Below are 24,444 nucleotides of genomic sequence, written 5' to 3' on the forward strand. Positions count from 1 at the left end.
GCTACGCCCCCACCGCCGGGCTTGGAACCCCATCCAAAAAAGCCTAGCCTGCTACACAACAGGCAAAGGGAAACGGACCATGGACGACCTGGTAATCCGCGGCGGCAGCGTCATCGACGGCAGCGGCGCCCCGGCCCGGCGGGCGGACGTTTCGATCAAGGATGGGCGGATTGCGGCCATCGGCGAGGGCCTGCCGCGCGGTGCCGAGGAGATCGACGCGAGCGGCCGCCTGGTCACCCCGGGCTTCGTCGACATCCACACGCATTACGACGGCCAGGCGGTGTGGGACAGCCATCTCGCGCCCTCGGCCATCCACGGCGTCACCACCGCGGTGATGGGCAATTGCGGCGTCGGCTTCGCGCCGGTCCGCCCGGGCACCGAGATGCAGCTCATCGAGCTGATGGAGGGTGTCGAGGACATCCCCGCCCCGGTCCTTTCCCAAGGTCTCGACTTCAAATGGGAGAGCTTCGCCGAATACCTCGCGGTGCTCGACGCCAAGCCGCGTGACATCGACATCTGTGCCCTCGTCCCGCACGCCGCCGTGCGGGTCTACGTAATGGGCGAGCGGGCCCTGGCGCTGGAAAATGCCAACCAGGGCGACATTGCCGAAATGCGCCGCCTCGTCGCCGAGGCAGTCGAGGCGGGCGCCTTCGGCTTCTCGACCAGCCGCACCATCAGCCACAAGACACTGAAGGGCGACTTCACCCCGACGCTGCGGGCGCAGGAGGAGGAGCTGTCCGGCATCGCCGACGGGCTGCGCGCCGTCGGCCGCGGCTTCATGGAATTCGTCTCCGACTTCAACCAGCCCGACCCGGCGACCGAGTTCGGCCTGATCCGCCGCGTGGTGGAACGCAGCGGCCGGCCGGCGGTCTTCTCCCTGACGCAGCGGCACGACCGCACCGAGGTCTGGAAGGAGCTGCTCGCGCTCTCGAACCAGGCGGCGCGTGACGGCGTGCAGATCCGCCCGGTCTTCCCGCCGCGGCCGATCGGCATTCTGATGGGGCTGCTCGGCAGCCAGAACCCGTTCAGCGGCGCGCCCTCCTACAAGGCGATCGCGCATCTGCCGGTCGACCAGCGCGTCGCCGCGATGCGCGACCCGGCGACCCGTGCCCGCATCCTGTCGGAGGACCGCTTCGCCGGCAGCAACTTCCCGCTGCTGACCCGGCTCTCCTTCGACCGCATGTTCCCCTTCGGCGACCCGCCCGACTACACCCCGCCGAAGGAGAGCAGCATCGGCGCCCAGGCGGCGCGCGAGGGCCGGGCGCCGGAGGAGGTCGCCTACGACATGCTGCTGGCCGATGAGGGCCAGAGCTTCATCTTCTGCGCCCTGACCAACTATGCCGACTACACCGTCGATGCCAGCGAGGAGCTGCTGCGCCACCCCAACACCATTGTCGGTCTCTCGGATGGCGGCGCGCATGTCGGCTTCATCTCCGACGGCAGCTTTCCCAGCCACCTGCTGGCCTATTGGGGCAAGCGGCGCGGGATGAAGGTGGAAGAGCTCGTGCGCCGGCAGACCAGCGACACCGCCCGTGCCGCCGGGCTGCACGACCGCGGGCTGCTGAAGCCGGGCCTGCGTGCCGACATCAACGTCATCGACTGGGACGCGTTGGCGCTGGACCGGCCGGGGATGCTCTACGACCTGCCGGGCGGCGGGCGGCGGCTGATGCAGACGGTGCGCGGCTACGACGCCACCATCGTCGCCGGGGCCGTGACCTACCGTCACGGCGAGGCGACCGGCGCGCTGCCCGGCAAGCTGGTGCGCTGCCCGGCCTGACAATGAAGGCCGGGGAGCAGGTATTCTCCCCGGCCCCCTCATCTATTTCTGCAAGTCCAGACCCTCTGCGCCGCGAGTGCCAAGCCCACAAAAAGGAAGGGTGGGGTTTGAGGCGGGAATACGTTTCCCTCCCCGATCCTGCTGAGGAGTTCAACAATGGCCATGGAGCGCCAGTTCCGCCTGCTGCTGCTGGCGCTCGGGGCGATGTTCGCGCAGCAGACCTTCGCCTCCATCGGCCGCGGTCTGCCGGCGGTGGTGGCGCCCGCGGTCATGGCCGACCTGCATTTCGATTCCGCCTGGTTCGGCACCTATGTCAGCCTCTCCGCGCTGGCGGCGCTGACCTTCCAGCTCGGCTGCGGCAGCTTCCTCATCCGCCATGGTGCCCTCCGCATGAGCCAGGTGGCGCTGGTCATGCTCGGCATCGGCCTCGGCGCCGCGGCCAGCGGCAATGTGCTGCTCTTCGTCATCTCCGCGGTGATCGGCGGCGGCGGGGCGGCGGTCTCGACACCCGCCAGCTCGCACCTGCTGGGCCGTTACTGCCCGCCGCGCACCGCGCCGCTGGTTTATTCCATCAAGCAAACCGCGGTGCCGGCCGGGCTGCTGCTGGCGGGGCTGCTGGGCCCGGCACTGATCGGCGGGACCGGCTGGCGCGGCACCTTCCTGGTTGCCGCCGCGGTCTGCCTCGGCTTCGTGCTGGTGCTGCAGCCGCTGCGCCGCGAATTCGATTCCGATCGGCAACCGAGCCGCCGCTTCCACCTGCGCGACTTCGGCACCACGCTCGGCACTGTCACCGCGACGCGCGACCTGCGGACGCTGTCCATGGCCTGCTTCGCTTTCAACGGGCTGCAGACCGTCTTCACCGCCTATTTCATCATCTTCCTGACGACGCATGGCCAGGACCTGGCGGCGGCGGGGGCGATCTTTTCGCTGGCTATGGTCGTCGCGCTGCCCTGCCGCGTGCTCTGGGGCTGGCTCGGCAGCGGCTTCGTCGCGCCACGGCTGATGATGGCGGGTCTTGCCTTCGGCATGGCGGCCAGCACCGGGCTGCTGGGGGTCTTCGGCCATCGCTGGCCGCTATGGGCGATCGCCGCCGCCGGGATGGTGCTGAGCGCGACGGCAATGTCCTGGCACGGCGTGCTGCTGGCGGAGACGGCACGGCTGGCGCCGGCCAACATGCACGGTGCGGCGACCGGCGGCGTGCTCTCCTTCGGCCAGGTCGGCGCCTTCCTGCTGCCGCTGGCCTACGCCGCCTGCCTCAGCCTCACCGGCAGCCACGGCATGGGCTTCGTGGTCTGCGGACTGCCGGCGCTGCTGGTCGGCATCGCCCTGCTGCGCGGCGGCGGCGCGCAGCAGGCGGAGCCGGTTGCCTATTCGACCGCGACGTAGGGCTGGCGCTTCACCTTGTCCATGTTCAGCCCCTCGATCCGCAGCAGGCGGGTGGCGCCGTCGCGGCGCGGGGAATGCAGCACGCCCGGCTCGTACAGGTAGGCATCGCCTGGCTTCAGGACGTAGTCCTGGGTGCGCTTCGCCTTGCCGGGCCGGTCGCCCTCGGGCCGCGCCAGGCAGTCGTAGTCGGTCATGACCGTCTCGCCTTCCGCCTGGCCATAGATGGCCCAAGAGGGACCATGGTCGTGCGGGCTGCTGTTCTTTGCGCCCTGGTAGGCATGCGCGAGGATGGTGAAGCCGAGATCGGGATCCTCATACAGCACCTTCCGCTCCGGCGTGCCCTCGGGCAGGGCGGCGGCAACGAAGCCGGGATCCTTCAAGGCGGCCTGCACCAGTTCCACCACATGGACGCGGCCGGCGGGGCCGGGATCGGCGACCAGGGCCTGGCGGCATTGCCGGGCGAATTCCTCGACGGACAGGGACATGGCGGGATCCTCCTTCCGCGCAAGCAAGCCGGGGGACGGGCGGGATGTCAAACCCCGCGCGCCTGCCGCAGGATAGCGCCAAGAATGCGGGAGGGCGAAGCATGCGCGCAGTGTGGTACGAGCGGACCGGCCCGGCGCGGGAGGTGCTGCATGTCGGCGAGCGCCCCCTGCCCCTTCCCGCCCCGGGCGAGGTGCGGGTCAGGCTGCTCGCCTCCGGCGTCAACCCGGCGGATACCTACCGCCGTGCCGGCACCTCCTATGCCAACGAATTCCCACTGATCGTCCCGAACAGCGACGGCGCCGGCTTTGTCGAGGCGCTGGGCGACGGCGCTGACCCTGCGCTGCTCGGCCGCCGCGTCTGGCTCTACAACGCGCAGCGCTTCCGCCCCTTCGGCACCGCGGCGGAATACACCTGTGTCCCGGCGGACTGCGTGCACGACCTGCCGGAGGACATCCCCTTCGAGGTCGGCGCCTGCCTCGGCATCCCCGGCATGACGGCGCATCGCTGCCTCTTCGCCGACGGGCCGGTCGCGAGGCTCCGGGTGCTGGTCTCGGGCGGCGGTGGCGCGGTCGGCAACTATGCGGTGCAGCTGGCGCGCTGGGGCGGCGCGGCGCAGGTGCTGGCCACGGCCAGCGGCGGCTGGAAATCGGCGGATGCGACGGCGGCCGGGGCGGAGGCAGTCTTCGACTACCGCGCGCCCGACTGCGCCGACCAGATCCTGGCCGCGACCGGCGGTGCCGGCGTCGACCGCATCGTCGAGGTCGATGTCGCCGGCAACCTCGCGCTCTGGTCGGCGGTGGTCGCGCTGAACGGCAGCGTCATCGGCTATGCCAGCCGCGGCGGGCCGACGCCGCCGATCCCGGTCTCCGGCACGCTGATGCGGAAGAACGTCAACCTGCGCGGCGTGGTGCTGAACAGCGCCCCGGCCCCGGCGCGGCGGCAGGCGATGGAGGACATCACCCGTTGGCTGCGGGAGGGTAGGCGGCTGCACCGGGTCGCCGCCACCTTCCCGCTGGCCGAGACGGCGGCGGCACACGAGGCGGTGGAAGCCGGCACCAAGCGCGGCACGGTGGTGGTGCTGCCTCAGGCCTGACGGCACGGAAATGCTTCGTCATGCGCCGTTTCGGTCATGCTGGCGAAACGACGAATGATGGGAGCCCGCACGTCATGCTCGGATCTGTTGTCTTCCTCGTCGCCCTCGCCAGCTTGGTCTGGCTGCTCACCCGCGGCATTCCGAGCTCCGATCCCAAGGCCAGCTACCGCCGCCTGGACGGTGGCGGCTATGCCGGCACCGGCCTTCGGCGCATGAACGGCGGCGGTTACGCAGGCGGCGGCGGGAGCGGCGACAGCAGCAGCTGCGGGGATGGCGGCAGCTGCAGCTGAGCCCTCCGGCCTAACCCAGGGTCAGCCCGCCATCCACCGTGACCGTCTGCCCGGTCACCATCGCCGCACCGGCCAGCAGGAAGAGCATCACCTCCGCCAGGTCGTCGGTGGTGCAGCGGCGCTTCAGCAGCGCCTTGTCGATCGAGCCGCTGCGCTGCTCGTTCGACCATTCGATCATCCAGGAACTGTCGACCGCACCCGGCGCCACGGCATTCACCCGCACCTCCGGCGCCAGCGCCCGCGCCAGGTTCTTGGTGAGGCTCACCACGCCCGCCTTGGTCGCGCCATAGGCCATGGACGACCCGACCGAGCCCAGCCCGGCGATCGACGCCGTGTTCACCACCGCGCCCTTCGCCGCCCGCAGTGCCGGCGCCGCCGCCTTGGTGCAGCGGAAGACGCCGACCAGGTTTACCTGCAGCAACGTGTCCCAGAGCTCCTCGGTGATGCGGTCCAGCTCCTTCGGCGCGATCGTCGTCCGGCTGCCCGGCGTGCCGGCATTGTTCGCCAGGAAGTCCAGCCGGCCCAGGTCCTTGACCGCCTGCTCCACCATCCGCACGCCATCCGCGGCGTCGCCGACATTGCCGGGAGCGGCGATCACGTCGAGTCCCTCGGCCCGCAGCCGCTCTACCTGTTCCGGCCCGCGCGCGTCCTCGGCCAGGTGGTTGATCGCCACCTTGGCGCCGTTGCGTGCCAGCTGCGTCACCAGCGCCAGCCCGATGCCGGAGGCACCGCCGGTCACCAGCGCCGTCTTGCCCGTGAGTTCGTAGCGGATCATTCGCTTCGCTCCAGCCCGGCCATCGTCCCAATCTCGCGCATCGCCTGCTTCAGCTGAATGAGCCTCCGGTCCCGCGCCTCGAACAGCGCCGCCGGATCGCCCGGCCAGTCGTAGTAGCCGGCGCCGGCCAGCACGCCGGTACGGCCCTGCTCGATCAACTTGTCGAGCACCGGGCTGCCACCCTTCGGTACCGGCGGCGTGTAGCTCTTGTTCCGCGCCACCGCCTGCATCAGCGGCAGGCCCGTGAAATCCGCCTTCGCGTAGAAGCCGAGGACGGGCAGCCGCAGCGCCAAGCCATGGATGATCGCCGCGTCGATTTCGGGCGCCGTCGCCACGCCCTCGTCGAGCAGGTTCTGCACCTCGAGCCCGATCGCCGCCTGGATGCGGTTGGCGACATAGCCGGGGACGAATTTCTTCAGGCCCAGCGGCTGCTTGCCCATGGTCTTCAGCATCGAGAAGACGGTGTCGAAGGCCGCCGCCTCGCATTTCGGGCCGGGGATCATGTCCACCAGGTCGACCAGGTAGGGCGGCGTGTACCAGTGCGCGATCAGCGCCTTGGCCTGCCGGGCTTCCGGGATCAGCGGGAAGACGTCCAGGTGGCTGGTGTTGCTGGCGAGGATCGCCTCGGCCGGCGCACAGGCATCGAGCCGCGCATAGAGCTCGCGCTTCGCCTCCGGCACCTCGATGATCGCCTCGACGATCAGCTCGGCGCCGTCCACCGCCTCCTCCAGGCTGTCATGCCGGGTCACCGCCTGGGCGAGGTGGCCCGAGGTCCAGTCCTTTGGTGCCTCGCCACCCTGCACCAGAGTAGCGAGTGCCGTCTCCATGAGCACCTGCGCCTTCGCCAGGGTCGCCGGGTTGCTGTCGGTCAGCCGCACCCGGTGCCCGCCGAGCGCGAAAACCAGCGCCAGCGCATGCCCCATGGTGCCGGCGCCGATGACCGCTATGCGTGCCATTCAAACTTCCTCCTTCGGTGTCCAGGGCTCGGGCGCGCGGCAATCGATGTCGGTGACGACGTCCACCACGCAGGTCTCGTCGCCGGCCATCGCCTCGGCCAGAGCGCCGGCGAGGTCCTGCGGCCGTTCGACGCGGATGCCCTTCAGGCCGAATTGCCGCGCGACCGCGGCGAAGTCGGTCGGGCCGAAGCGCAGCACCTGCTCCGCCGCCACCGGCCGGTTGCCAGCCTGCTTCAGGTAGCTCGGCCAGCCCTGGCCGAAGCCCGAATTGTTGTTCACCACCAGCGTCACCGCGATGCCGCGCCGCTTCGCCGTCTCCAGTTCCGGCAGATGGTAGTAGAGGGCACCATCGCCCGACCAGCAGACGACCTTGCGATCGGGCGCGGCGCATTTCGCGCCGAGCGAGGCCGGGAAGGCCCAGCCGAGCGACCCCGCCGCGCGCAGGTAGGTCTGCCTCGGCTCGAGCTCGACCAGCGTGCCGGTCCAGATGCCGGAATAGCCGGTATCCGCGACCAGGATGCCGTCCGCCGGCAGCGCCCGGGTGAGCTCGGCGCAGAGCCGCGCCGGGTCGATGGCGACGGCGTCGCTCGCCAGCCGCGGCGCGATCTCCTTGCGCCAGGCGGCCATGGTCGCCTGCGCCTCGGCCAGGAAGCCGTCATCGCGTGCCGGCGTGCCGAGTGCCGCCAGTAGCGCCGTGATCACCGCGCGCGGGTCGCCGAGCAGCGCCACCTCGGTCGCGTAGCTGCGCTCGAATTCCAGCGGGTCGGCGTCGATCTGCACCACCCGCGTGCCGGGTCGCGGCACCCGCCAGGCATGCGTCACCTGGTCGCCGGTGTCGCAGCCGATGAACAGCACCAGCTCCGCCGCATGCACCACCCGGTTCGCCGGCGGCGCGGAGTAGTTGCCCACTACGCCGACATGCAGCGGATGCCGCGTGGAGATCATGCCGCGTGCGCCGAGCGATGTCGCGACCGGCGCCCGCAGCGCCTCCGCCAAGGCCAGCACCTCGGCCCCGCAGGCCGACAGCGCCGCGCCGTCGCCAGCGACGATGACCACGCGCCGGGAGGACAGCAGCGCCGCCGCGGCCGCCCGCACCGCTGCCGGGTCCGCGCCCGGCCGGTACCGCGGCGCGGTCCAGGCGCCGAGCGCCGCGGGCGGCTCCGGCGTCTCTGAGGTCTCGACGAACTCGCCCATCAGGCCATTGAGGTCGAGATGCACCGGCCGTGGCGGCGCGGCGACCGCGGCCGCCCAGGCCTGGCGGAACTGCCGCGGCAGATCGGCGGCGTCATGCACCTGCGCCGCGTGCCTGGTGACCGGCGCGAACAGCGGCGCATGCGCCACTTCCTGGTACGCGTTGCGGTGCTGGTGCCCGGTCGGCTTGTGTCCGGTCAGCGCCAGCACCGGGCTGCGGCCGAGCCAGGCATCCTGCAACCCGGCCGCGAGGTTGGCGGTACCGACCGATTGCGCCGCCACCACGCCAGGCCGGCCGGAGACACGGCCATAGGCATCGGCCATGTAGACCGCCGCCTTCTCGGTATGCGCCAGCACCGGCTGCACGCCGACCCGTTCCAGCTCCAGCAGGGTCCGCCGCAGCACCGCATCGACGAAGAAGAAATGCGTCTGGCCGGATTCCTTCAGGCTGCGCGCCAGCCACTCGAAGCCCTTCACGACAGCGGGTCCTCGCCGTTGATCTCCAGCGCTTCCAGCACGCGGGAGACGCAATTGTAGCCGGCGACGGTGACCACCAGCTCCACCACCTCGCGCGGCGGCAGCGCAGCCTTCACCTGGGCGAAGATGACCTCCGGCACGTGCACGTGGCGCGTCATGGCGTCGCAGAGCGCCAGCGCCGCCGTCTCCGCCGCGTCGAACAGCCCGCCTTGGGTGGACCAATCCGGCAATGCATCCAGTTGCGCCTGTGTGGCGCCTTCCTTCAGCGCGATCGGCGCATGCGCCGCCCATTCGTATTTCGCCCCGTTGATGGCGGCGACCTGGCACATCGCCAGCTCCCGCAGCTTGCCCGAAAGCTCGGTCTTCCAGCGGATGGCGTCATAGAGGTCGATCCAGCCTTTCGCCACGGGCGGGCTGTTCAGCAGCATGCGGTGGAGGTGGCCGAGCTTCTTGCGGCTGGCGACGATATAGGCCGCCGCCTCGCGGTTCTCCGGCGCCTCGGGGTCGGCATAGGGGATGCGGGCCATGGCAATGTGTCCTCCGCTTGTCGTTTGCGCGTTGCCGGCGATACTGCCCCCACAAACGACAGGAGGAAACCCGATGGCCGACCTGCTGATCCAGCCTGGACGCGGCGCGGGCACGCGCTACCAGGACCTGGAGAACCCCGCCGATACCTGGCACTGGCTGGAGAACCCGCCGGCCAGCGCCACAGACGGCATCCCTTATGCCTTCATCGCCTCGCTCGGCGACGTGAGCCGCCCAGCGCCCTTCCTCTACACGGTCGAGCTCGATATCGCCGAGGCCGACTTGCCGGCGGTCTACGAATGGTACGAGAAGGAGCACCTGCCGCTGCTGACCAGCGTGCCCGGCTGCATCGGCGGCACGCGTTACAAGCGGCTCGACGAGGGCCGCCCGAACCTGCTGGCCGCCTATCGGTTCGAGCGGCCGGAGGTGAACCAATCGCCCGAGTGGATCGCCGGCCGCAGCACCGCCTGGTGCGAGCGCATCCGGCCGCTGTTCCGCGGCACGCGGCGCTACGTCCGCAAGCTGATTGCTTGATATCCCGGCAGCGCCCTCGGTAGCCTCTCCGCACGGGACCCGCGGCGACAAGCGGGCCCGCTGGGAGAGGAGACGAAAAGGTGCCACTCGCATCGCGCCTGGCCGCCATGCTGGCCGGGCTGCTGCTGTCGGGCCAGGCCAGCGCCCAGGTCCAGATGGTGATCCCCTGGCCGGCCGGCGGCGGCACCGACATCATCGGACGGCTGGTGCAGCCGGTGCTCGCCGAGGAACTCGGCGTCCAGCTCATCATCCGCAACGTCGGGGGCGCCACCGGCACCATCGGCACTGCGGAGGTCGTGCGTGCCAAGCCCGACGGCACCACCCTGCTGCTGACCTCCATGGCGGCGGTGGCGATCCAGCCGAGCTTCCGCGCCAACGCGCCCTACAGGGCCGACCAGCTCGCCCCGGTCTGCCTGGTGGCAGAGGCGCCGGCGACGCTGATGACGCCGAAGACCTCCGGCCTCCGCACGGTGGCCGACATCGCCGCGCGGGCCAGGGCTGCACCGGGCCAGGTGCCCTATGCCTCGGGTGGCGTCGGCGGGCTCGGCCACCTGGCGATGACCGGGTTGACCCGCGCGCTCGGCATCGAGATGAACCATGTACCCTTCCGCGGCTCGGGCGACAGCGTGCTCGCGATGCAGCAGGGCACGGTGCTGATGCTGACGGCGGAAGCCAACCTGGTGCAGCAATACGGGCTGCACGCCATAGCCGTCTTCGCCGAGCGGCGCAGCGCGGACACGCCGGACGCGCCGACCCTGCGGGAGCTCGGCCATGATCTGGTCTTCCCGCTCTGGACCGGCATCTTCGCCCCGTCCGGCACGCCCGATACGGTGCTGGACCGCCTTGACGGCGCCTGCGCGCGCACCTTGCGCACGCCGAGCGTGGTGGAAACGATGACCCGCGCCGCCCATCCCATCCGCTACCTGAACCGCGCGGAGTTCGGCCGCTACGTCCGCGCCGAGGTAGGGAAATACGCCGAGCTGATCGCCGCGTCCGGCCTGCGCCAGGCCGACTAGACCGGGAGCATCCGCAGCAGGTAGCGGTGGCGGCCTTCCAGCACCTGCACCGCGTGCTGGTTGTGGACGGTCGCCCGCAGGCCGAGGATGCCGGTGGTTCGCTGCGGTGTCAGCTCGTCCACTTCCAGCAGGGGATAGAGCGTATCGCCGAGCACCACCGGGTGCAGGAAGCGGCTGGATTGCTCGAGGAAGCCCTTCAGCGAATCCTCAACCATGTGCGGGAAGAGCCCGGCGCCGGCGCAGGTCTGGATCGCCACCTGGTAGCCATGCGCGAGCATCCCCGACAGCCCATGCGCGCTGCAGTATTCGGCATCGTAGTGGATCGGGTGGTTGTCGCCCGAGGCAGCCTGGAAGGCGGCGAACAAGCCGCTGGTCATCGTGCGGCTCGGCAGCGGAAAGCGTTCGCCGAGGACGAAGTCGCCGAACCAGCGCTGCTCCGGCACCAAGCGATGAGCCCGCGGATCGAAGCTCATCGCGTGACGTAGCCGAGGGCCAGGTCGCGTGCCCGCGCTGCCGGGTCGCGCGCGGCCGGATCGCCGAAACCGCCGCCGCCCGAGGTTTCCAGCCGCACCCGATCGCCCCGCTGCAGCGGCACGTTGTCCGACTTCGGCGGCAGCGGGCTTTCGGCGCCATCGCGCGTCAGCACCAGCCGACCGGTCGCGGCCGGGCCACCGCCGGCCAGCCCGTATGGCGCATGGACGAAGCGGTCCATGTTGGCGGTGAAAAAGCAGCGCGGACTGTCGACCCGCCACTCCCGCAGCAAACCAAGCCCCCCGCGCCGGGTCCCGATGCCGCCGGAATCTGCCAGCAGCTCGTAGCGCGTGACGGTCAGCGGTGCCTGCGCCTCGATCATCTCGATCGGGATGTTGCTGTTGTTGTGCATGCCCGAGGACAGTGCATTGACGCCATCCTTCGCGGGATGCGCGCCGGTGCCACCGATCTCGATCTCAACCAGCACCTCCCGTCTCGCATCGGCCGCGACGGTCTGGAAGGTGCAGACATAGGAATTGCCGTAATAGGCGGCCGGAATGCGGTCCGGCACCGCTTGGTGCAGCGCACCGAACATGGCGTTGAGCAGGCGATGCGTGACGGCGATGCGATGCACCACCGGGGCGGGGTGGCGGGCATTCACCACGAGGCCTTCCGGGGCGAAGGTGCTGATCGGGCGGTAACAGCCGGCATTGGCGGCGAAGGGCTCGTCGCAGGCGCACATGACCGCGAACATCACCGCGGCATTGCTGCTGGCCAGCGTCGCGTTGGTCGGGCCCTGCACCTGCGGCGAGCAACCGGAGAGGTCGACCGAGATCTCCTCGCCCTTGATCGTCAGCGCCACGTGCAGCTTGATTGGCTTGTCGAGCTCTATCCCATCGTCGTCGAGCCAGTCGGTGAACTGATAGGTGCCGTCCGGCATGCGGCCGATTGCCGCGCGCATCGCCGCCTCGCTCATGTCGAGGATCCGCCGTCCGGCTTCCAGCATGCCCTCCGCGCCGTAGCGCGTCGCCAGCCGGCGCAGGGCCGCGGCGCCGACCTCGAGCGAGGCGATCTGGCTCTGCAGGTCGCCGAGCAGCAGGTCGGGCTTCCGGATATTCTGCCGGATCATCGCCCAGACACCCTCGTTCCGGACGCCGTTCTCGATCAGCTTCAGCGGCGGGATGCGGAGGCCTTCCTGGAAGATCTCGATCGCCTTGGCAGCATAGCTGCCGGCAACCAGCCCGCCGACGTCGATATGGTGGCAAAGCGTACCGACGAACGCGATGCGCCGGCCATCATGGAAGACCGGCTTGAAGGCACAGATGTCCGGCAGGTGCTGGCCGCCGCAATAGGGATCGTTCGAGATGACGACGTCATCCGGCCCCCATGTCGCAGGGTCGACATACCTGTCCAGAAGCTCGCGCAGGAAATGCGACATGCTGTTCAGGTGGCTCGGGATACGCGCCGATTGCGCCAGATTGTTGCCCTCGGCGTCGAAAACGGCGGTCGAATAGTCCAGCAGCTCGCGCACGATTGTGCTGCGAGAGGTCCGCCACACCGTCACGTCCATCTCCGCCGCGGCAGCAGTCAGGGCATTGCGGATGACCTCGATCTCGATCGGTCCCAGCATCACGCATCACTCCGGGCAATCAGCGCGCCGGCGGCGCCGAGGCTCGCGGTCCAGCCGCGGCCGATCCAGTGGGTGGCGAAGGGCTCCTCGACCAATGCGGGGCCGGTGATGCGGTCCTCCGGTGGCAATGCCTCACGGTCCCAGACCGGCACGTCGCGCCAGGCACCGTCCTCAAAGACGCGGCGCGTGCCTTTCAACGCGGCACGCGTAGCCGGCGCGGGCTCCGCCGCATCCGGCTTCGGCAGGCGACCGGTGGCGATCGCGCGCAGGGTCACGATCTCCACCGCCTCCTTCTCGTCCGCATAGCTGAACCGCTGACGGTGCATCGCATGGAAGCGCGCCAGCAAGGCCGGCAGGTCCAATGCGTCGGGCCAGGGCACCAGCAGTTCGAAGGCCTGGCCGTGGTAGCGCATGTCGGCGGCCACGGCGATCGCGCGCCGCTCCGGCGGCACGCCGTCCCGCGCGAGCCCGGCATCCGCCTCTGCGCGCAGCTCCGCTACCAGCGCCGCGATGGCCGGCAGGCTTGCCGGCACCGCGGCCATGACGCGTGACCGCGCGATGTCCTGCACCAGGTCGCTATAAAGGATGCCATAGGCGGAGAGCGTCCCGGGCTCACGCGGGAAGATCACCTCGCGGATGCCCATCTCGGCCGCGACATCGGTCGCATGCAGGCCGCCGGCACCGCCGAAGGACAGCAGCGAGAATTCGCGCGGATCGAGCCCCTTCTCGAACAGCGAAAGCCGCACCGCGGCGCCGAGATTGGCATTGACCACCGTCAGCATGCCGAGCGCCGCCGGCTCGACCGCAAGCCCGAGCGGCGTCCCGACCTTTGCCGCGATCGCCACGCGCGTCGCCGGCATGTCGAGCTTCATCATGCCGCCCAGGAAATACTCCGGATCCAGCCGGCCAAGTGCCAGGTTGGCGTCCGTCACCGTCGGCTCGAACCCGCCGCGGCCATAGGCGACCGGGCCGGGGCGCGAGCCGGCGCTGCGCGGCCCGACGGTCAGCCGCCCACCATGATCGACGCTGGCGATCGAGCCGCCGCCTGCGCCGATCGTGCGCATCTCCACCATCGGCAGGCGCACGGGAAGCCGATCGATCTCGCCCTGCGTCACGACGGAAACCCGGCCATCCTGCACGACCGAGACGTCGTAGCTTGTGCCGCCCATGTCCACCGCGACCAGGTTCGGCCGCGCCAGCAGCTGCGCGATGCGTCCCGCCGCCAGGGCACCGCCCGAAGGGCCGGACAGGAGCAGCCGCGCCGGCTGCTCCGCCGCGTGTCGCAGGCTGCAGACGCCGCCGTTCGACTGCACCAGGAAGACCAGCGGGTGGAAGCCGCCCTCCCCCAGCCGCGCCTCGAGCTTGTCGAGATACACCTTCACCACGGGCATCAGCAGTGCGTTCAGCACCGTGGTGCTGCTGCGCTCGTATTCGCGGATCTCCGGGCTGATCTCCGAACTCAGCGAGACCGGCAAGGCCGGCCGCGCCGCCTGGATCAGCACCTTGAGCCGCTGTTCATGCGCGGCATTGGCATAGGCATGCAGCAGGCAGACCGCGACCGACTCCGCGCCCAGCGCATCCATCCGCGCCAGCAGCGCCGGCACCGCAGCCTCGTCCAGCGGCTGCTCCGCGGTGCCGTCCGCCCGCATGCGTTCCGGCACGCCAATGCGGTGGTCCCGCTCGATCAGGCAGGGAAAGGGATCCGGATCGACCTTGTAGAGCTCGCGCCGGACGTGCCGGGTGATCTCCAGCACGTCCTCGAAGCCCGCCGTGGTCAGCAGCACGCCGCGGGCGAGCTTCCTCTCCAGCACCGCGTTGGTGGCGATGGTGGTGCCGTGCAGCAGCAGCCCGACATCGGCCAGCGCGAAGCCGAAACGCTCGGCCGCCTCGGTGACGCCGCGCAACAGCCCGATGCTCGGGTCGTCCGGCGTCGTCGGCGTCTTCCAGGCGCGCACGCTGCCATCGCGCGCGTCGAGCACCTGAAGGTCGGTGAAGGTGCCGCCGATGTCGACGGCGATGCGGACCGGTCGCTCGCTCATGGCTCACCCCATAACCCGTGGCAGCCAGAGCGCAATCCCCGGCCAGATCATCAGCAGTGCCACCGCCAACAGATAGGCGGCCAGGAAGGGCGTCACGCCGACGAAGACATCGGTGATCGGCCCGGGCCGCGGCCGCATCCCCTGCAGCACGTACATCACGGTGCCGTCCGGCGGGCTGATCTGCGCGATCTCCACCAGCATCGTCACCATCACCCCGAACCAGATCGGATCGTAGCCGAGTGCCGTCACGATGGGGAAGACCACCGGCACCGTGGTGATGATCATGGAGAAGCCCTCCATGAAGGTGCCGAGCGCCAGATAGAGCGCCAGGATGCAGGCCATGATCGCCCAGGGCGGCAGCGGCAGCCCGCCGATGAAGCCGGCCAGGGTCTGCGGCACATTGATCGCGGTCAGCAGGTAGTTCAGCAGGTAGGCGCCGAAGATGATCAGCCCGAGCAGCGCGGTGTTGCGCGCGGTCGCCTCGGCGCTGGCATTCAGCAGCCGGAAGGACAGCTTGCCCTCGACCGCGGCGAAGAAGGCGGCGCCGACCACGCCGAGCGCCGCCGCCTCGGTCGGCGTTGCGAAGCCGGCATAGATCGAGCCGAGTACCAGCAGCATCAGCAGCAGGGTCGGCACCAGATCGACCAGCGCCCGAAGCTTCATGGCCAGCGGCAGCCGCGCCGGCTTCTCCATGGGATGAGCCATCCCGTGAATCAGGATCACGCCGATGAAAAGCCCGGTGACCAGCAGGGAGGGCAGCAGCGCGGCAATATAGAGCGCGCCGACCGAGGTCTCGGTGATCAGCCCGTAGATGATGAAGGTGATGCCAGGCGGAATCAGGTTGCCGAGCGCGCCGCCCGCCGCCAGCGAGCCGAGCACCATGCGTTGGCTGTAGGGCGTATCGTTGAAGTAGGGCAGCGCGACCGATCCCATCGTCGCGGCGGTGGCCACCGAGCTGCCCGAGATCGCCGAGAACACCGCGCAGGAGACGATGTTGGTGTGCAGCAACCCACCGGGCAGCCGGTTCAGCCATACGTTCAGCGCGCGATACAACCGGTCCGAAAGTCCGGCGCGCAGCAGGATCTCCCCCATCAGCAGGAAAAGCGGCACCGCGACCAGCACGAAGTTGGAGGACGGCCCCCACAAGGTCTGGCCGGCGAAGGCCCACCAGGGCCGGTCGGAGAACGTAAGGCCAATCAGGATGCCGAGCAGTCCCAGCACCGCGGCGATGTAGACGCCGGCGCCGAAGAAGACGAGGAAGGCGCCGGTCAGCGCCAGGATCTCCGCCACCGGCACCGCCTGGCCGCCGGTTGCCGCGGCGAAAATGGCGGCCGCGAGCAACACCAGCAGGAAGACGACGGCGATCACCGCGCACCCTCCCGCGCCATCTCGACCGCCTCGAGCGCCTCGGCCGTCTCGTCCTCCAGGGTGCGGGAACCGAGCAGGCGGTCGAGCTCCTCGCGGCGTCCGAGGATGAGCGAGAGTACGGACTCGATCGCCAGCACCAGGATCATGACACAGAACGCAAGGATGCCGAAGGTCCAGATGCCCTGCGGCACCGCGAGCGGCACGCGCAGCGCGCTGTTGTCATGCGCGTCGAACATCAGGCTTTCATCCACCAGCCCATAGGCGGCCCAGGCGCAGAATGCGGCGAAGCCGCCGAGTAGCAGCAGCGCGACCAGGTGCAGGGCGGCACGGAGGCCGAGTGGCAGTCGGTTCACCCAGACATCGACGCGGATATGCGCCCGCCGCGCAAGGGTATGCGCCAGCCCCCAGGCGATGCCGCCGGCCAGCATGTAGCCGGTGACCTCGATGGTGGCCTTGGAGGAGAAGCCGAACAGGCTGCGCGCAACGACGTCGAAGGTGATGAAAAGCGCGCAGGCGATGTAGTTCCAGCCGGCGACGTGCGCCATGAAGGCGGCGAGCGTCGAGACGCCAGCCCGCAAGGCCTGCGCCGCACGGAGCGGCGCAGGCAGCGTGGCCGTCCCGCTCACCCGCCGAAGCGCACGCCGGCGATCGGCGCGATCACCTGATTGAAGACCTCGCCGCAACGTGCGCCGCAACGCCTGACGAAGCCGGGCAGCACGGTCTTGTCGAGGATCTCCCGCGTGGCCGCGCGGTCGGCCTCGGTCGCCGGCACCTCGGTCATCGGCCGCGTCGCCAGGGTGTGGATCCTGCAGCTTTCCGCCTTGCCGGTCGCGCAATCTAGCCCGTCGCGCGTCGCCGCATCGCCGAGCGCCCATTGCTTGTCGTTGACCTCGGCAAAGGCCGCTTCAAGCACCGAGCGCACCACCGGGTCCAGCTTGTTCCACCAGGCGAGGTTGACCATGTAGCCGGCCAGCGCCCAGGAGACCGGCAGGTTGGATACATGCGTCGTCACCTCCGGCCAGCGGGCGGCGACGCCGCTGCCGGTCCCCGTGATGGCGCAATCGACCACGCCGCGCTCGAGCGCCGAATAGACTTCGGGGAAGCCGATCGAGACCGGCTGGGCACCGAGCGCGGTGTAGAAATCCACCAGCGAGTTGCCGAAGGTGCGGATCTTGCGGCCCTTGAGGTCGGCGAGGCTGGCGAAGGGCGCGCGGCAGTAGACCACCTGCGCCGGAAAGGGATAGATCACCATCAGCCGCGCGCCGAAGCGCTCCAGGTCCTTGTTCACCACCGGCAGCATCGCCTCGGCGATCCTGCGCGCGCCGTCGATGCTTGGCGCCAGGCCGGCAAGGTCGACCCCGTCGAGGATCGGCACGTCGCCCGAGAGCGTGGTCAGCGTGGCGGCGGCGATATCGGCCTGGCCGGAGCGGACGAGGCGGACGAGCTCGGTGCCGGAAAGGTTGTGCTCGGCATGGGTCGAAAGCTGCACCTCGATCCGGCCGCCGCTTTTCGCCGCCAGGCCTTCCTTCAGCACGGGGATATCGACGCGGGTATATTGCGGCTGGGTCGGCAGCGGCTGCGTCACCGCGACGACGCTGACCTTGGGTCCGGCCGGGACGGATTGCGCCGATGCGTTTGCGTCCAGCGCGAGCGCCGTGACGGCGCCCAGAAGCAGGTGTCTCATGCGGAAGGCTCCCCCTCGATGTCGATGACGATGTTGCCGAAGCCGTCGAGCGATGCGGTCGCGCCGGGCGGCACCAGGCATGTGCAGTCGTATTCCTCGATGATCACTGGGCCCGGCCGGGGCGCGACGAGCGCGCCACGGGCGATGACCGCCGTCTCGCGCCAGCCGAGCGCACGGCCGAAAAAGGCGGGACGCGAGGGCTGCGTCGGCGCGATCGCGTGCGGCGAAAGGCGGTCCGGCAGCCGCGGGCGGTCGGGCAGGCCGATGCCGATTACCTGCAGGGTGACGAACTCGACAGGTTCCTCGGCGCCGGCGCGGTGACCATAGGTGCGCTCATGCTCGGCACCGTAGCGCTCCTCTACGACGCCGGGCCCCTCTCCGGCGGCGAAGCCCACCTGCAACTCGAACGACTGGCCCTGGTAGCGCAGCGTCGCGGCGCGTCGGATCCCGATGCGCGCGGGCGGGAAGCCCTGCGCCGCCAGCCGCGCCCGCGCCTCCGCTTCCAGCGCCGCGGCGGCAGCCTCCAGCGCGGCGGGGTCGAGGCCGCGCGCAAGGCGGCGCCAGGAGCGCGACAGGTGCACCTCGACATCCGAGGCGAGCAAGCCCAGCGCGGAGAAGACGCCGGCCGAGGGCGGCACCACCACGCGCGTCATGCCCAGTGCCCGCGCCATCCCGGCGGCGAACAGCGGCCCGTTGCCGCCGAAGGCGACCAGGGCGAAGCCGCGCGGATCTCGGCCGCGTTCCGAGGAAACCGCCTTGATCGCGCGGATCATGTTCGATGCGGCGATCAGGTGCGCGCCGTGCGCCGCGTCCTCCGCGCCCAGCCCGAGCGGGCCGGCGATCTTGGCGATGATCGCGGCGCGCGACGCCGAGGCATCGATCGGCAGCGCGCCGCCGACCAGCGCATGCGGATTGAGATAGCCGAGCACGACATTCGCGTCGGTCACGGTCGGCTGCGCGTTGCCGCGGCCGTAGCAGACCGGGCCGGGCATTGCCCCGGCGCTTTCCGGCCCGACCTGCGGCGCGCCGGCGGCGTCGAGCCAGATCAGCGATCCGCCGCCAGCGCCGACCTCCGCCAGGTCGATCGCCGGGACCTTCAGCTGGTAGCCGGCCCCCGAGAGCAGGCGGGAGCCGACCATGATGCCGCCGCCGACGCTGTACTCGCCGGCGCGGGTGACCTCGTAGCCCTCGATGACGCCGGCCTTCGCGGTGGTGCCGCCCATGTCGAAGGAGATGGCGTCCGGCACGCCGATCCGCTTCGCCAGGGCCTGCGCGCCGACGACGCCGGCGGCGGGGCCGCTCTCCACGACATGGACAGGCAGGCGCGCCGCCTCGGCTGCCGGCATGAGCCCGCCCGAGCTCTGCATCAGCAGCAGCGGCGCCGCCAGCCCGGCGCCGGCCAAGTCGCGCGCGAGCGAGGCGAGGTAGCGGCCGAGGACCGGGCCGATATAGCTGTTGATGACGGTGGTCGAGGTGCGCTCGTACTCCTTCATCTCAGGCAGGACGTCGACGCTGAGCGAGACCGGCAGGCCCGGCGCGCGGGCGGCGATGATCTCGCCGAGCCGGCGTTCATGCGCCGGATTGGCATAGGAGTGCAGGAAGCAGACGGCGATCGCCTCGACGCCCTCGGCCAGCAGTTCATCGACCGCGACGACGGCGCCGGCCTCGTCCAGAGGAGTCTCGACCTCGCCCCGCACGTTTACTCGTTCCGCGACGCCGAGGCGGAGGTGGCGCGGCACCAGCGGCGCCGGCTTCTCCCAGCCCAGGTCGTAGAGGCGCGGCATCCGCAGCGTGCGGATCTCCAGCACGTCGCGGAAGCCGGCCGTGGTGATCAGGCCGGTCCTGGCCCCCTTGTGCTCGAGGATCGCGTTGGATGCGACGGTGGTGGCGTGCAGCACCTCCTCGACCTCCGCCGCCACGAAGCCGGCCTCGGCGAACAGCTCGTCGAGCCCCTCGACGATGGCGCGGCCGTAGTCGCCGACGCTGGAGGAGACCTTCTTCGTCCGCAGCGCGCCGCCGGGGCCGATGGCGACCAGGTCGGTGAAGGTGCCGCCGATATCGGCCGAGACGCGCCAGCTCATGCCGCGCGCACCCGGCTGATGGCGGCCAGCGGCGCGCGGGGCCCGGCGCGCAGGGCCGTGGTGGCGGCGGCGTCCACCGTCCAGCCGGCGGCGATGGCGACGCCGTATTCCGCCCGGGCCGCCGCAACCGAGACCAGGCCGTTGCGCGCGTCCGCCAGCACCGCTGCGGGGTCGCGCGCGAAGGGATCGCCCCAGCCGCCGCCGCCCGGGACCTCCAGCCGGAAGACGTCGCCGTATTGCAGCGTGATGCAGAATTTCGAGGGCAGCGCTTCGGTCGCGCCGTCCCGCGTCAGCCAGTTCATCGAGGGCGCGCCGGCGCCACCGCCCTGCAGGCCGAAGGGCGGATAGGCGCGGCGGTCGGCGCGGACCTGCAGCACGCCCTCGGCCTCAAGGAAGCGGTACTCGCGGCAGAAGGGCGCGCCGCCGCGGTACTGGCCGGCGCCCATGGTGTCGGCCAGGAATTCGTATTTCAGGATCTGGATCGGCTGCTCGGTCTCGGTCACCTCGATGCTCGGGCTGGCCATGTTGGCGAACATGTGGCTGTTGCCGTCGCAGCCATCGGCGAAGGGCCGGCCGCCCCAGGCGGAGCAGGTGAAGTCCACGTAGATGAAGGGCTGCCGCTGCGGCGTGTAGCCGCCGATCGAGACGCCGATATTGCCGCCGTCCCCCGCCGCGCCGACCCGGTCCGGCAGCATCTGCGCCAGCGCGCCGAAAAGGCAATCGACCATCCGGAACCCGGTCAGGCCGCGCGCCGCGCAGGCCGCCGGCAGCTCGCCATGGGCGATGGTGCCCTTGGGCGCGATCACCTCGATCGCCCGGAAATAGCCCTCGTTGTTCGGGATGTTGGCGGGCAGGATGGACTTCACCGCGCAATAGGCGGCCGAACGGGTGTAGCTGAAGGTGTTGTTGATGGCGCCCTTCACCTGCGGGCTCGAGCTGGTCCAGTCCACCAGCATGTGGTCGCCGCGCTTCTCGATGCGGACGCGGAGCGGGATGGGCCGGCCCACCTCGACGCCGTCGTCGTCAATATGGTCCTCGAACCGCCATTCCCCGTCCGGCAGGTCGCGCAGCGCGGCGCGGGTCAGGCGCTCGGCATAGTCCAGCAGCTCGTTCATGTAGAAGCGCGTCTGCTCGAGGCCGGTGCGCGCCACCAGGTCCTTGAAGGCCCGCTCGGCGATGGTGCAGGCGGCGAGCTGCGCCCGCAGGTCGCCGAAGACCTTCACGGGCACCCGCACGTTGCGCTCGATCAGCAGGTGCAGCGTGGCATTCGGCACCCCGCGCTCGTAGAGCCGGAGCGGCGGGATGCGGAGGCCTTCCTGGTAGATTTCCGTGCTGTCCGAGGCGTTCGAGCCCGGCACCCGGCCGCCAACATCGGTGTGGTGGCAGATGGTGGCGGCGATCGCCACGCGCTCCCCGTCCATGTAGATCGGCTGGAAGAGGAAGATGTCGGGGAGGTGCATGCCTCCCTCGAATGGGTCGTTGAGGACGAAGATGTCGCCCTCCGCCATCGTGTCGCCGTAGCGGCGCATCACCGCGGCGAGGGCTTCCGGGATGCTGCCGAGATGGCTGGGCAGGGTGAGGCCCTGCGCCACCAGCCGCCCCTCCGCGTCGCAGAAGGCGGTGCTGTAGTCCATGTTGTCCTTCAGCACGGCCGAATAGGTCGTGCGGTGGACGGTCAGCGCCATCTCGTCCGCGATGGAGAAGAGGGCGTTCTTGAACAGCTCGAACTCGATGGGGTCGAGGTTTGCCATGGGCCGCACTCCGTCCGCGGCGGCAGCTTGGCATGACGGGAGCGGCGCGCCAGCCCCGCCGGCGGGTCCCGCGGCAGGTCCGGCGCGCGCATTGCCCGCGGCGCGGGCAGTGCCTGCACCGGGACAAGGCGGCCGGTCCCGGTCAGGGCCTGCCGCGGCTCAATCCGCTCAATCCGGCTCAACCGGGTTGAGGCCGGCGCGGCCCTATCCGCGGGAACGCCAGGACGGCGGCCGGCCTCGCCGCGTGCGGTTGAGGAATTGAGGAGTTGAAGCGCCAAAACGCGGCGTCGCGGTTTCGGACAAACCCTGGGGGCGACCTTGCATGCCGGGCCAGGACCGCCAGGGCTCGGCAGCGGCATGGGGCTCCTTCGGGGTCGGGTGGCGGGGCCAGGATAAACCAGAGGCGCCGCGATACTCAAGATGTTATTCCTATGGAGGTCCTGACCCGGCGCCCCGGCGGAAGGGGGCGGCGTCCTGCGCGCAAACCGTCCCCTCGGGCGGCAGGGTGCCCTCGATCAGGTACGCGCTCTCGATCGCCGCGGCGCAGCGGCTCGGGTTCAGCAGCACGGTGTGGCCGTACCCCTCCACCGTCAGCAGCCGCGCCTGGCCGAGCAGCCCGGCCATGGCGACGGCGTTTTCATAGGCCGTCGAGGGGTCGAAGGTATTGCCGATCACCAGCACCGGCGCCGGGTTGCGGTCCCAGGGGCCGGCATAGCGCTCGGCGGCGCGGGCCGGCCAGGCGGAGCAGGGCTCGTCGCCCCAGCTCAGCACCTCCCCCACCGGGCCGCCGCGGCCGACGGCGAATTCCGCGAGGCGGCGGAAGGCGGCGCCGCGGCGGGGGTTGGGGCTTTCGGCGCATTCCACGGCCAGGTCCTGCAGCGGGCTGGTGTAGGGATCCTCCGCCTCGGGCACCGGCGCCGCCGCGGGCGGGGGCGAAGCCGCGGGCGCCGCCGCCGGCGCGTCGTGCAGCGCCTGCAGCAGGCCGGCGGCGAAGGCCCAGCCGCGGAAGCCGCCGGGCCGCGGCTCCACCGTGAAGAGCACGCCCTGCATTTCCGCCAGCAGCCCAGCATAGTCGATGGACACGCCCTCGGCCGTGATGGGGCCTTGGCGCAGCCGGTCCAGCAGGGCCGCGAACTTCGCCCGCGTCGCCGCCGGGCTGCCGGCCGAGAAGGCGCAGGCGCCCTCCCCCGCCCCGGGCCCGGCCGCGCCGCAGAGGTCGAGGAAGCGGTCCAGCGTGCGGCCGGTGGCGATGTCGTTCAGCAGGCGCAGCGCCGTGCTGAGCCCGGTCCCCCGCGCGTTCCAGGCGACCGGGTCGACATTGCCGTCCAGCACCATGGCGCGGACGCCCCGGGGAAACAGGTTGGCATAGACCGCGCCGAGATAGGTCCCGTAGGAGACGCCGAGATAGCTGAGCTTCGCCTCGCCCACCGCCTGGCGCAGCAGGTCCAGGTCGCGCGCCGTGTCGGCGGTCGAGACATGCGCCAGCCGGGCGCCATTGCGGGCCTCGCAGAGGCGGCCATAGGCCTCGAAGCGGGTGATCCAGGCGGCCTGTTCGGCTGACCCGACGGGGAAGCTGCCGGTCGGGATGCCGTCGAAGAAGGCGGCCTCGGCCTCGGCATTCGGGAAGCACTGGATGCCGTCGCTGTCGCCGATGCCGCGGGGGTCCCAGGAGATGAGGTCGAAGGCGGCGCGCAGCGGCGCGGGAAAGAGCGGCAGCCAGGCCGGCAGGTCCCTTGTGCCGGCGCCGCCCGGGCCGCCGGGGTTGAAGAAGAGCGTGCCGATGCGGCGGGACGGGTCCTCGGCCGGGCGGCGGACGACGGAGAGCGTGAGGCGGCGGTGCTCGGGGTGGCGGTGGTCGAGCGGGACCTCGAAGCGGGCGCAGTCGAAGCCGGATTGGGCGGGGCTGGCGCAGGGGGTCCAGTCCAGGGTGGGGGGTGGGTTGGCGGTGGCGGGGCGGAGGGGGGCGGCGAAGAGCGCACAGAGCAGGAAAGCGGCGCGGAGGCCGGCGTGGCGATGCATCGGATGGTGGCCTCCGCCTTCGGTGAATCGGCCTTCGTAAGGCTAACGGTCAGGCCGGGGCCCGGGAATCACATGGTTGCGGGGTCGGGCGCGAGCCAGTTCTCCAGCGCGAGGCCGGGGACGCGCTGGAACTCCCGGAGGTTGGCGGTGACCAGGGTGGCGCCGAGCGCCAGGGCATGGGCGGCGATCAGCAGGTCGTTGGGGCCGATCGGGGTGCCGGCGGCGTCTAGCGCGGTGCGGAGGGTGCCATAGGCGGCGTCGGCCGGGGCTTCCAGCGGCAGGATGGGAAGCTGGCCGAGGATCGCCGCGACGCGGGCCTGGATCCGGGGCGAGCCGCTGCGGGCAGCGCCGGTGCGAAGCTCGGCGGCGGTGACGATGCCGGGGGCGATGGCACCCTCGCCGACGCGGGCGATGTGGGGCGGCACGCGGCCCTGGGGATTGCGCATCAGGTCGGGGACGATGTTGGTGTCGAGCAGGGTGCGCGTCACAGCGCGACAGGCGGCGGCGGCAGGAGGGTCTCGTCCATGTCGGGGAAAGGCTCGTCCAGCGGCGCCCAGCCGGCGAGCAGGGCGAGCAGGCCGGCCTCGCGCACGGGCTCGATGATCAGGCGGTTGCCCTCGCGGTGGATCAGGGCGTCCTGGCCGGGAAGTTCGATCTCCACCGGGATGCGGATGGCCTGGTTGCGGTTGTTGCGGAAGAGAGGGACGCGGCGGGGTGGCGGATTGGGCTGGGGCATGGAGGCGGCCTGGGTGGGGTTTGCCTACGACATCTGCCGCGCCGGAGCGGGACTGTCGGCATTTCCGTGTGTTGCCGGTCATGAGGGAATGGAAGGAGCTCCCCCATGGCTCGACGGAAGGCGCCGCACATCGCTGATGAGTTGCTGGACCAGCTGCTG

At 70.8% G+C, this 24,444-nt stretch carries 22 protein-coding genes; 6 read left to right on the forward strand and 16 right to left on the reverse strand.

Annotated features, from left to right (window positions below; all coding sequences use genetic code 11):
- Positions 1-79: 79 nt before the first annotated feature.
- Both E2C06_RS15575 and E2C06_RS15580 read left to right on the forward strand, forming a co-directional pair.
- A complete protein-coding gene (locus E2C06_RS15575) occupies positions 80-1,777 on the forward strand; it encodes an N-acyl-D-amino-acid deacylase family protein (protein ID WP_133289524.1) in 1,698 nt (565 codons plus the stop codon).
- Positions 1,778-1,933: 156 nt separating this feature from the next.
- A complete protein-coding gene (locus tag E2C06_RS15580; RefSeq protein ID WP_133289525.1) occupies positions 1,934-3,163 on the forward strand; it encodes an MFS transporter in 1,230 nt (409 codons plus the stop codon).
- Here E2C06_RS15580 and E2C06_RS15585 read toward each other — a convergent pair.
- Complete coding sequence (locus E2C06_RS15585) at positions 3,145-3,648, reverse strand: cupin domain-containing protein (RefSeq protein ID WP_133289526.1); 504 nt, start codon at positions 3,646-3,648, stop codon at positions 3,145-3,147. The two genes, E2C06_RS15580 and E2C06_RS15585, sit on opposite strands and share 19 nt — an antisense overlap.
- A 101-nt stretch (positions 3,649-3,749) precedes the next feature.
- Here E2C06_RS15585 and E2C06_RS15590 point away from each other — a divergent pair, with 101 nt between their 5' ends.
- The gene (locus tag E2C06_RS15590) at positions 3,750-4,742 is read left to right on the forward strand and encodes an NADPH:quinone reductase (RefSeq protein ID WP_133289527.1); all 993 of its coding nucleotides are present in this window, start codon (positions 3,750-3,752) and stop codon (positions 4,740-4,742) included.
- 74 nt (positions 4,743-4,816) lie between these two features.
- Positions 4,817-5,032 carry a hypothetical protein gene (locus E2C06_RS15595; protein ID WP_133289528.1) on the forward strand — a complete coding sequence of 72 codons (216 nt, stop codon included), beginning with the start codon at positions 4,817-4,819 and terminating at the stop codon, positions 5,030-5,032.
- A 10-nt stretch (positions 5,033-5,042) separates the two neighbouring features.
- Here E2C06_RS15595 and E2C06_RS15600 read toward each other — a convergent pair whose 3' ends face one another.
- From E2C06_RS15600 to E2C06_RS15615, 4 genes are read right to left on the reverse strand one after another with little or no spacing between them, the layout of a single operon-like run.
- Positions 5,043-5,807 carry an SDR family NAD(P)-dependent oxidoreductase gene (locus E2C06_RS15600; RefSeq protein WP_133289529.1) on the reverse strand — a complete coding sequence of 255 codons (765 nt, stop codon included), beginning with the start codon at positions 5,805-5,807 and terminating at the stop codon, positions 5,043-5,045.
- The gene (locus E2C06_RS15605; RefSeq protein ID WP_133289530.1) at positions 5,804-6,763 is read right to left on the reverse strand and encodes a 3-hydroxyacyl-CoA dehydrogenase family protein; all 960 of its coding nucleotides are present in this window, start codon (positions 6,761-6,763) and stop codon (positions 5,804-5,806) included. The genes E2C06_RS15600 and E2C06_RS15605 overlap by 4 nt, the downstream gene beginning before the upstream one ends.
- Positions 6,764-8,431 (reverse strand): thiamine pyrophosphate-binding protein, encoded by a 1,668-nt coding sequence (locus E2C06_RS15610; protein ID WP_165982416.1) that lies wholly within the window; start codon positions 8,429-8,431, stop codon positions 6,764-6,766.
- Entirely contained in the window at positions 8,428-8,958 is a 531-nt protein-coding gene (locus E2C06_RS15615) for a carboxymuconolactone decarboxylase family protein (RefSeq protein ID WP_133289532.1), read from the reverse strand. The genes E2C06_RS15610 and E2C06_RS15615 overlap by 4 nt, the downstream gene beginning before the upstream one ends.
- A 73-nt stretch (positions 8,959-9,031) precedes the next feature.
- On the opposite strand from E2C06_RS15615, the gene E2C06_RS15620 reads away from it, so the two are divergent.
- Positions 9,032-9,490: a hypothetical protein gene (locus E2C06_RS15620; RefSeq protein WP_133289533.1), complete on the forward strand. Its 459-nt coding sequence runs from the start codon at positions 9,032-9,034 to the stop codon at positions 9,488-9,490.
- Positions 9,491-9,570: 80 nt separating this feature from the next.
- The gene (locus tag E2C06_RS15625) at positions 9,571-10,506 is read left to right on the forward strand and encodes a Bug family tripartite tricarboxylate transporter substrate binding protein (RefSeq protein ID WP_133289534.1); all 936 of its coding nucleotides are present in this window, start codon (positions 9,571-9,573) and stop codon (positions 10,504-10,506) included.
- Here the strand turns inward: E2C06_RS15625 and E2C06_RS15630 are convergent.
- The 11 genes from E2C06_RS15630 to E2C06_RS38495 all read right to left on the reverse strand — a co-directional run bounded on the left by E2C06_RS15630 (position 10,503) and on the right by E2C06_RS38495 (position 24,285).
- On the reverse strand, positions 10,503-10,979 hold the full coding sequence (locus E2C06_RS15630; RefSeq protein WP_133289535.1) for a MaoC family dehydratase: 477 nt from the start codon (positions 10,977-10,979) through the stop codon (positions 10,503-10,505). The genes E2C06_RS15625 and E2C06_RS15630 overlap by 4 nt on opposite strands.
- Positions 10,976-12,607: a hydantoinase B/oxoprolinase family protein gene (locus E2C06_RS15635; RefSeq protein ID WP_133289536.1), complete on the reverse strand. Its 1,632-nt coding sequence runs from the start codon at positions 12,605-12,607 to the stop codon at positions 10,976-10,978. The genes E2C06_RS15630 and E2C06_RS15635 overlap by 4 nt, the downstream gene beginning before the upstream one ends.
- Entirely contained in the window at positions 12,607-14,646 is a 2,040-nt protein-coding gene (locus tag E2C06_RS15640; protein ID WP_133289537.1) for a hydantoinase/oxoprolinase family protein, read from the reverse strand. Before E2C06_RS15640 ends, E2C06_RS15635 begins: the two co-directional genes overlap by 1 nt.
- A gap of 3 nt (positions 14,647-14,649) precedes the next feature.
- The gene (locus tag E2C06_RS15645) at positions 14,650-16,014 is read right to left on the reverse strand and encodes a TRAP transporter large permease (protein WP_165982417.1); all 1,365 of its coding nucleotides are present in this window, start codon (positions 16,012-16,014) and stop codon (positions 14,650-14,652) included.
- Positions 16,011-16,640 carry a TRAP transporter small permease subunit gene (locus E2C06_RS15650; protein ID WP_165982418.1) on the reverse strand — a complete coding sequence of 210 codons (630 nt, stop codon included), beginning with the start codon at positions 16,638-16,640 and terminating at the stop codon, positions 16,011-16,013. Before E2C06_RS15650 ends, E2C06_RS15645 begins: the two co-directional genes overlap by 4 nt.
- Positions 16,637-17,698, reverse strand: a complete 1,062-nt coding sequence (locus E2C06_RS15655) for a TRAP transporter substrate-binding protein (RefSeq protein WP_165982419.1) — start codon at positions 17,696-17,698, stop codon at positions 16,637-16,639. The genes E2C06_RS15650 and E2C06_RS15655 overlap by 4 nt, the downstream gene beginning before the upstream one ends.
- Positions 17,695-19,779, reverse strand: coding sequence for a hydantoinase/oxoprolinase family protein (locus E2C06_RS15660; protein WP_133289541.1), 2,085 nt, complete (start codon positions 19,777-19,779; stop codon positions 17,695-17,697). Before E2C06_RS15660 ends, E2C06_RS15655 begins: the two co-directional genes overlap by 4 nt.
- A complete protein-coding gene (locus tag E2C06_RS15665; protein ID WP_133289542.1) occupies positions 19,776-21,530 on the reverse strand; it encodes a hydantoinase B/oxoprolinase family protein in 1,755 nt (584 codons plus the stop codon). Before E2C06_RS15665 ends, E2C06_RS15660 begins: the two co-directional genes overlap by 4 nt.
- Before the next feature lie 429 nt (positions 21,531-21,959).
- On the reverse strand, positions 21,960-23,549 hold the full coding sequence (locus tag E2C06_RS15670) for an alpha/beta hydrolase (RefSeq protein ID WP_133289543.1): 1,590 nt from the start codon (positions 23,547-23,549) through the stop codon (positions 21,960-21,962).
- Between the two features lie 68 nt (positions 23,550-23,617).
- Positions 23,618-24,037: a PIN domain-containing protein gene (locus E2C06_RS38490; RefSeq protein WP_193560463.1), complete on the reverse strand. Its 420-nt coding sequence runs from the start codon at positions 24,035-24,037 to the stop codon at positions 23,618-23,620.
- Positions 24,034-24,285, reverse strand: a complete 252-nt coding sequence (locus E2C06_RS38495) for an antitoxin (RefSeq protein ID WP_193560464.1) — start codon at positions 24,283-24,285, stop codon at positions 24,034-24,036. The genes E2C06_RS38490 and E2C06_RS38495 overlap by 4 nt, the downstream gene beginning before the upstream one ends.
- Positions 24,286-24,444: the final 159 nt, after the last annotated feature.

It is taken from the genome of Dankookia rubra, from assembly GCF_004355005.1.
Classification (GTDB): domain Bacteria; phylum Pseudomonadota; class Alphaproteobacteria; order Acetobacterales; family Acetobacteraceae; genus Paracraurococcus; species Paracraurococcus ruber_A.

What these genes read in the sequence shown, in the direction of transcription:
- E2C06_RS15575 (WP_133289524.1), top strand. Translation starts at nt 80, where the DNA reads ATGGACGACCTGGTAATCCGCGGCGGCAGCGTCATCGACGGCAGCGGC.
- E2C06_RS15580 (WP_133289525.1), top strand. Translation starts at nt 1,934, where the DNA reads ATGGCCATGGAGCGCCAGTTCCGCCTGCTGCTGCTGGCGCTCGGGGCG.
- E2C06_RS15585 (WP_133289526.1), bottom strand. Translation starts at nt 3,648, where the DNA reads ATGTCCCTGTCCGTCGAGGAATTCGCCCGGCAATGCCGCCAGGCCCTG.
- E2C06_RS15590 (WP_133289527.1), top strand. Translation starts at nt 3,750, where the DNA reads ATGCGCGCAGTGTGGTACGAGCGGACCGGCCCGGCGCGGGAGGTGCTG.
- E2C06_RS15595 (WP_133289528.1), top strand. Translation starts at nt 4,817, where the DNA reads ATGCTCGGATCTGTTGTCTTCCTCGTCGCCCTCGCCAGCTTGGTCTGG.
- E2C06_RS15600 (WP_133289529.1), bottom strand. Translation starts at nt 5,807, where the DNA reads ATGATCCGCTACGAACTCACGGGCAAGACGGCGCTGGTGACCGGCGGT.
- E2C06_RS15605 (WP_133289530.1), bottom strand. Translation starts at nt 6,763, where the DNA reads ATGGCACGCATAGCGGTCATCGGCGCCGGCACCATGGGGCATGCGCTG.
- E2C06_RS15615 (WP_133289532.1), bottom strand. Translation starts at nt 8,958, where the DNA reads ATGGCCCGCATCCCCTATGCCGACCCCGAGGCGCCGGAGAACCGCGAG.
- E2C06_RS15620 (WP_133289533.1), top strand. Translation starts at nt 9,032, where the DNA reads ATGGCCGACCTGCTGATCCAGCCTGGACGCGGCGCGGGCACGCGCTAC.
- E2C06_RS15630 (WP_133289535.1), bottom strand. Translation starts at nt 10,979, where the DNA reads ATGAGCTTCGATCCGCGGGCTCATCGCTTGGTGCCGGAGCAGCGCTGG.
- E2C06_RS15635 (WP_133289536.1), bottom strand. Translation starts at nt 12,607, where the DNA reads ATGCTGGGACCGATCGAGATCGAGGTCATCCGCAATGCCCTGACTGCT.
- E2C06_RS15640 (WP_133289537.1), bottom strand. Translation starts at nt 14,646, where the DNA reads ATGAGCGAGCGACCGGTCCGCATCGCCGTCGACATCGGCGGCACCTTC.
- E2C06_RS15655 (WP_165982419.1), bottom strand. Translation starts at nt 17,698, where the DNA reads ATGAGACACCTGCTTCTGGGCGCCGTCACGGCGCTCGCGCTGGACGCA.
- E2C06_RS15660 (WP_133289541.1), bottom strand. Translation starts at nt 19,779, where the DNA reads ATGAGCTGGCGCGTCTCGGCCGATATCGGCGGCACCTTCACCGACCTG.
- E2C06_RS15665 (WP_133289542.1), bottom strand. Translation starts at nt 21,530, where the DNA reads ATGGCAAACCTCGACCCCATCGAGTTCGAGCTGTTCAAGAACGCCCTC.
- E2C06_RS15670 (WP_133289543.1), bottom strand. Translation starts at nt 23,549, where the DNA reads ATGCATCGCCACGCCGGCCTCCGCGCCGCTTTCCTGCTCTGTGCGCTC.
- E2C06_RS38495 (WP_193560464.1), bottom strand. Translation starts at nt 24,285, where the DNA reads ATGCCCCAGCCCAATCCGCCACCCCGCCGCGTCCCTCTCTTCCGCAAC.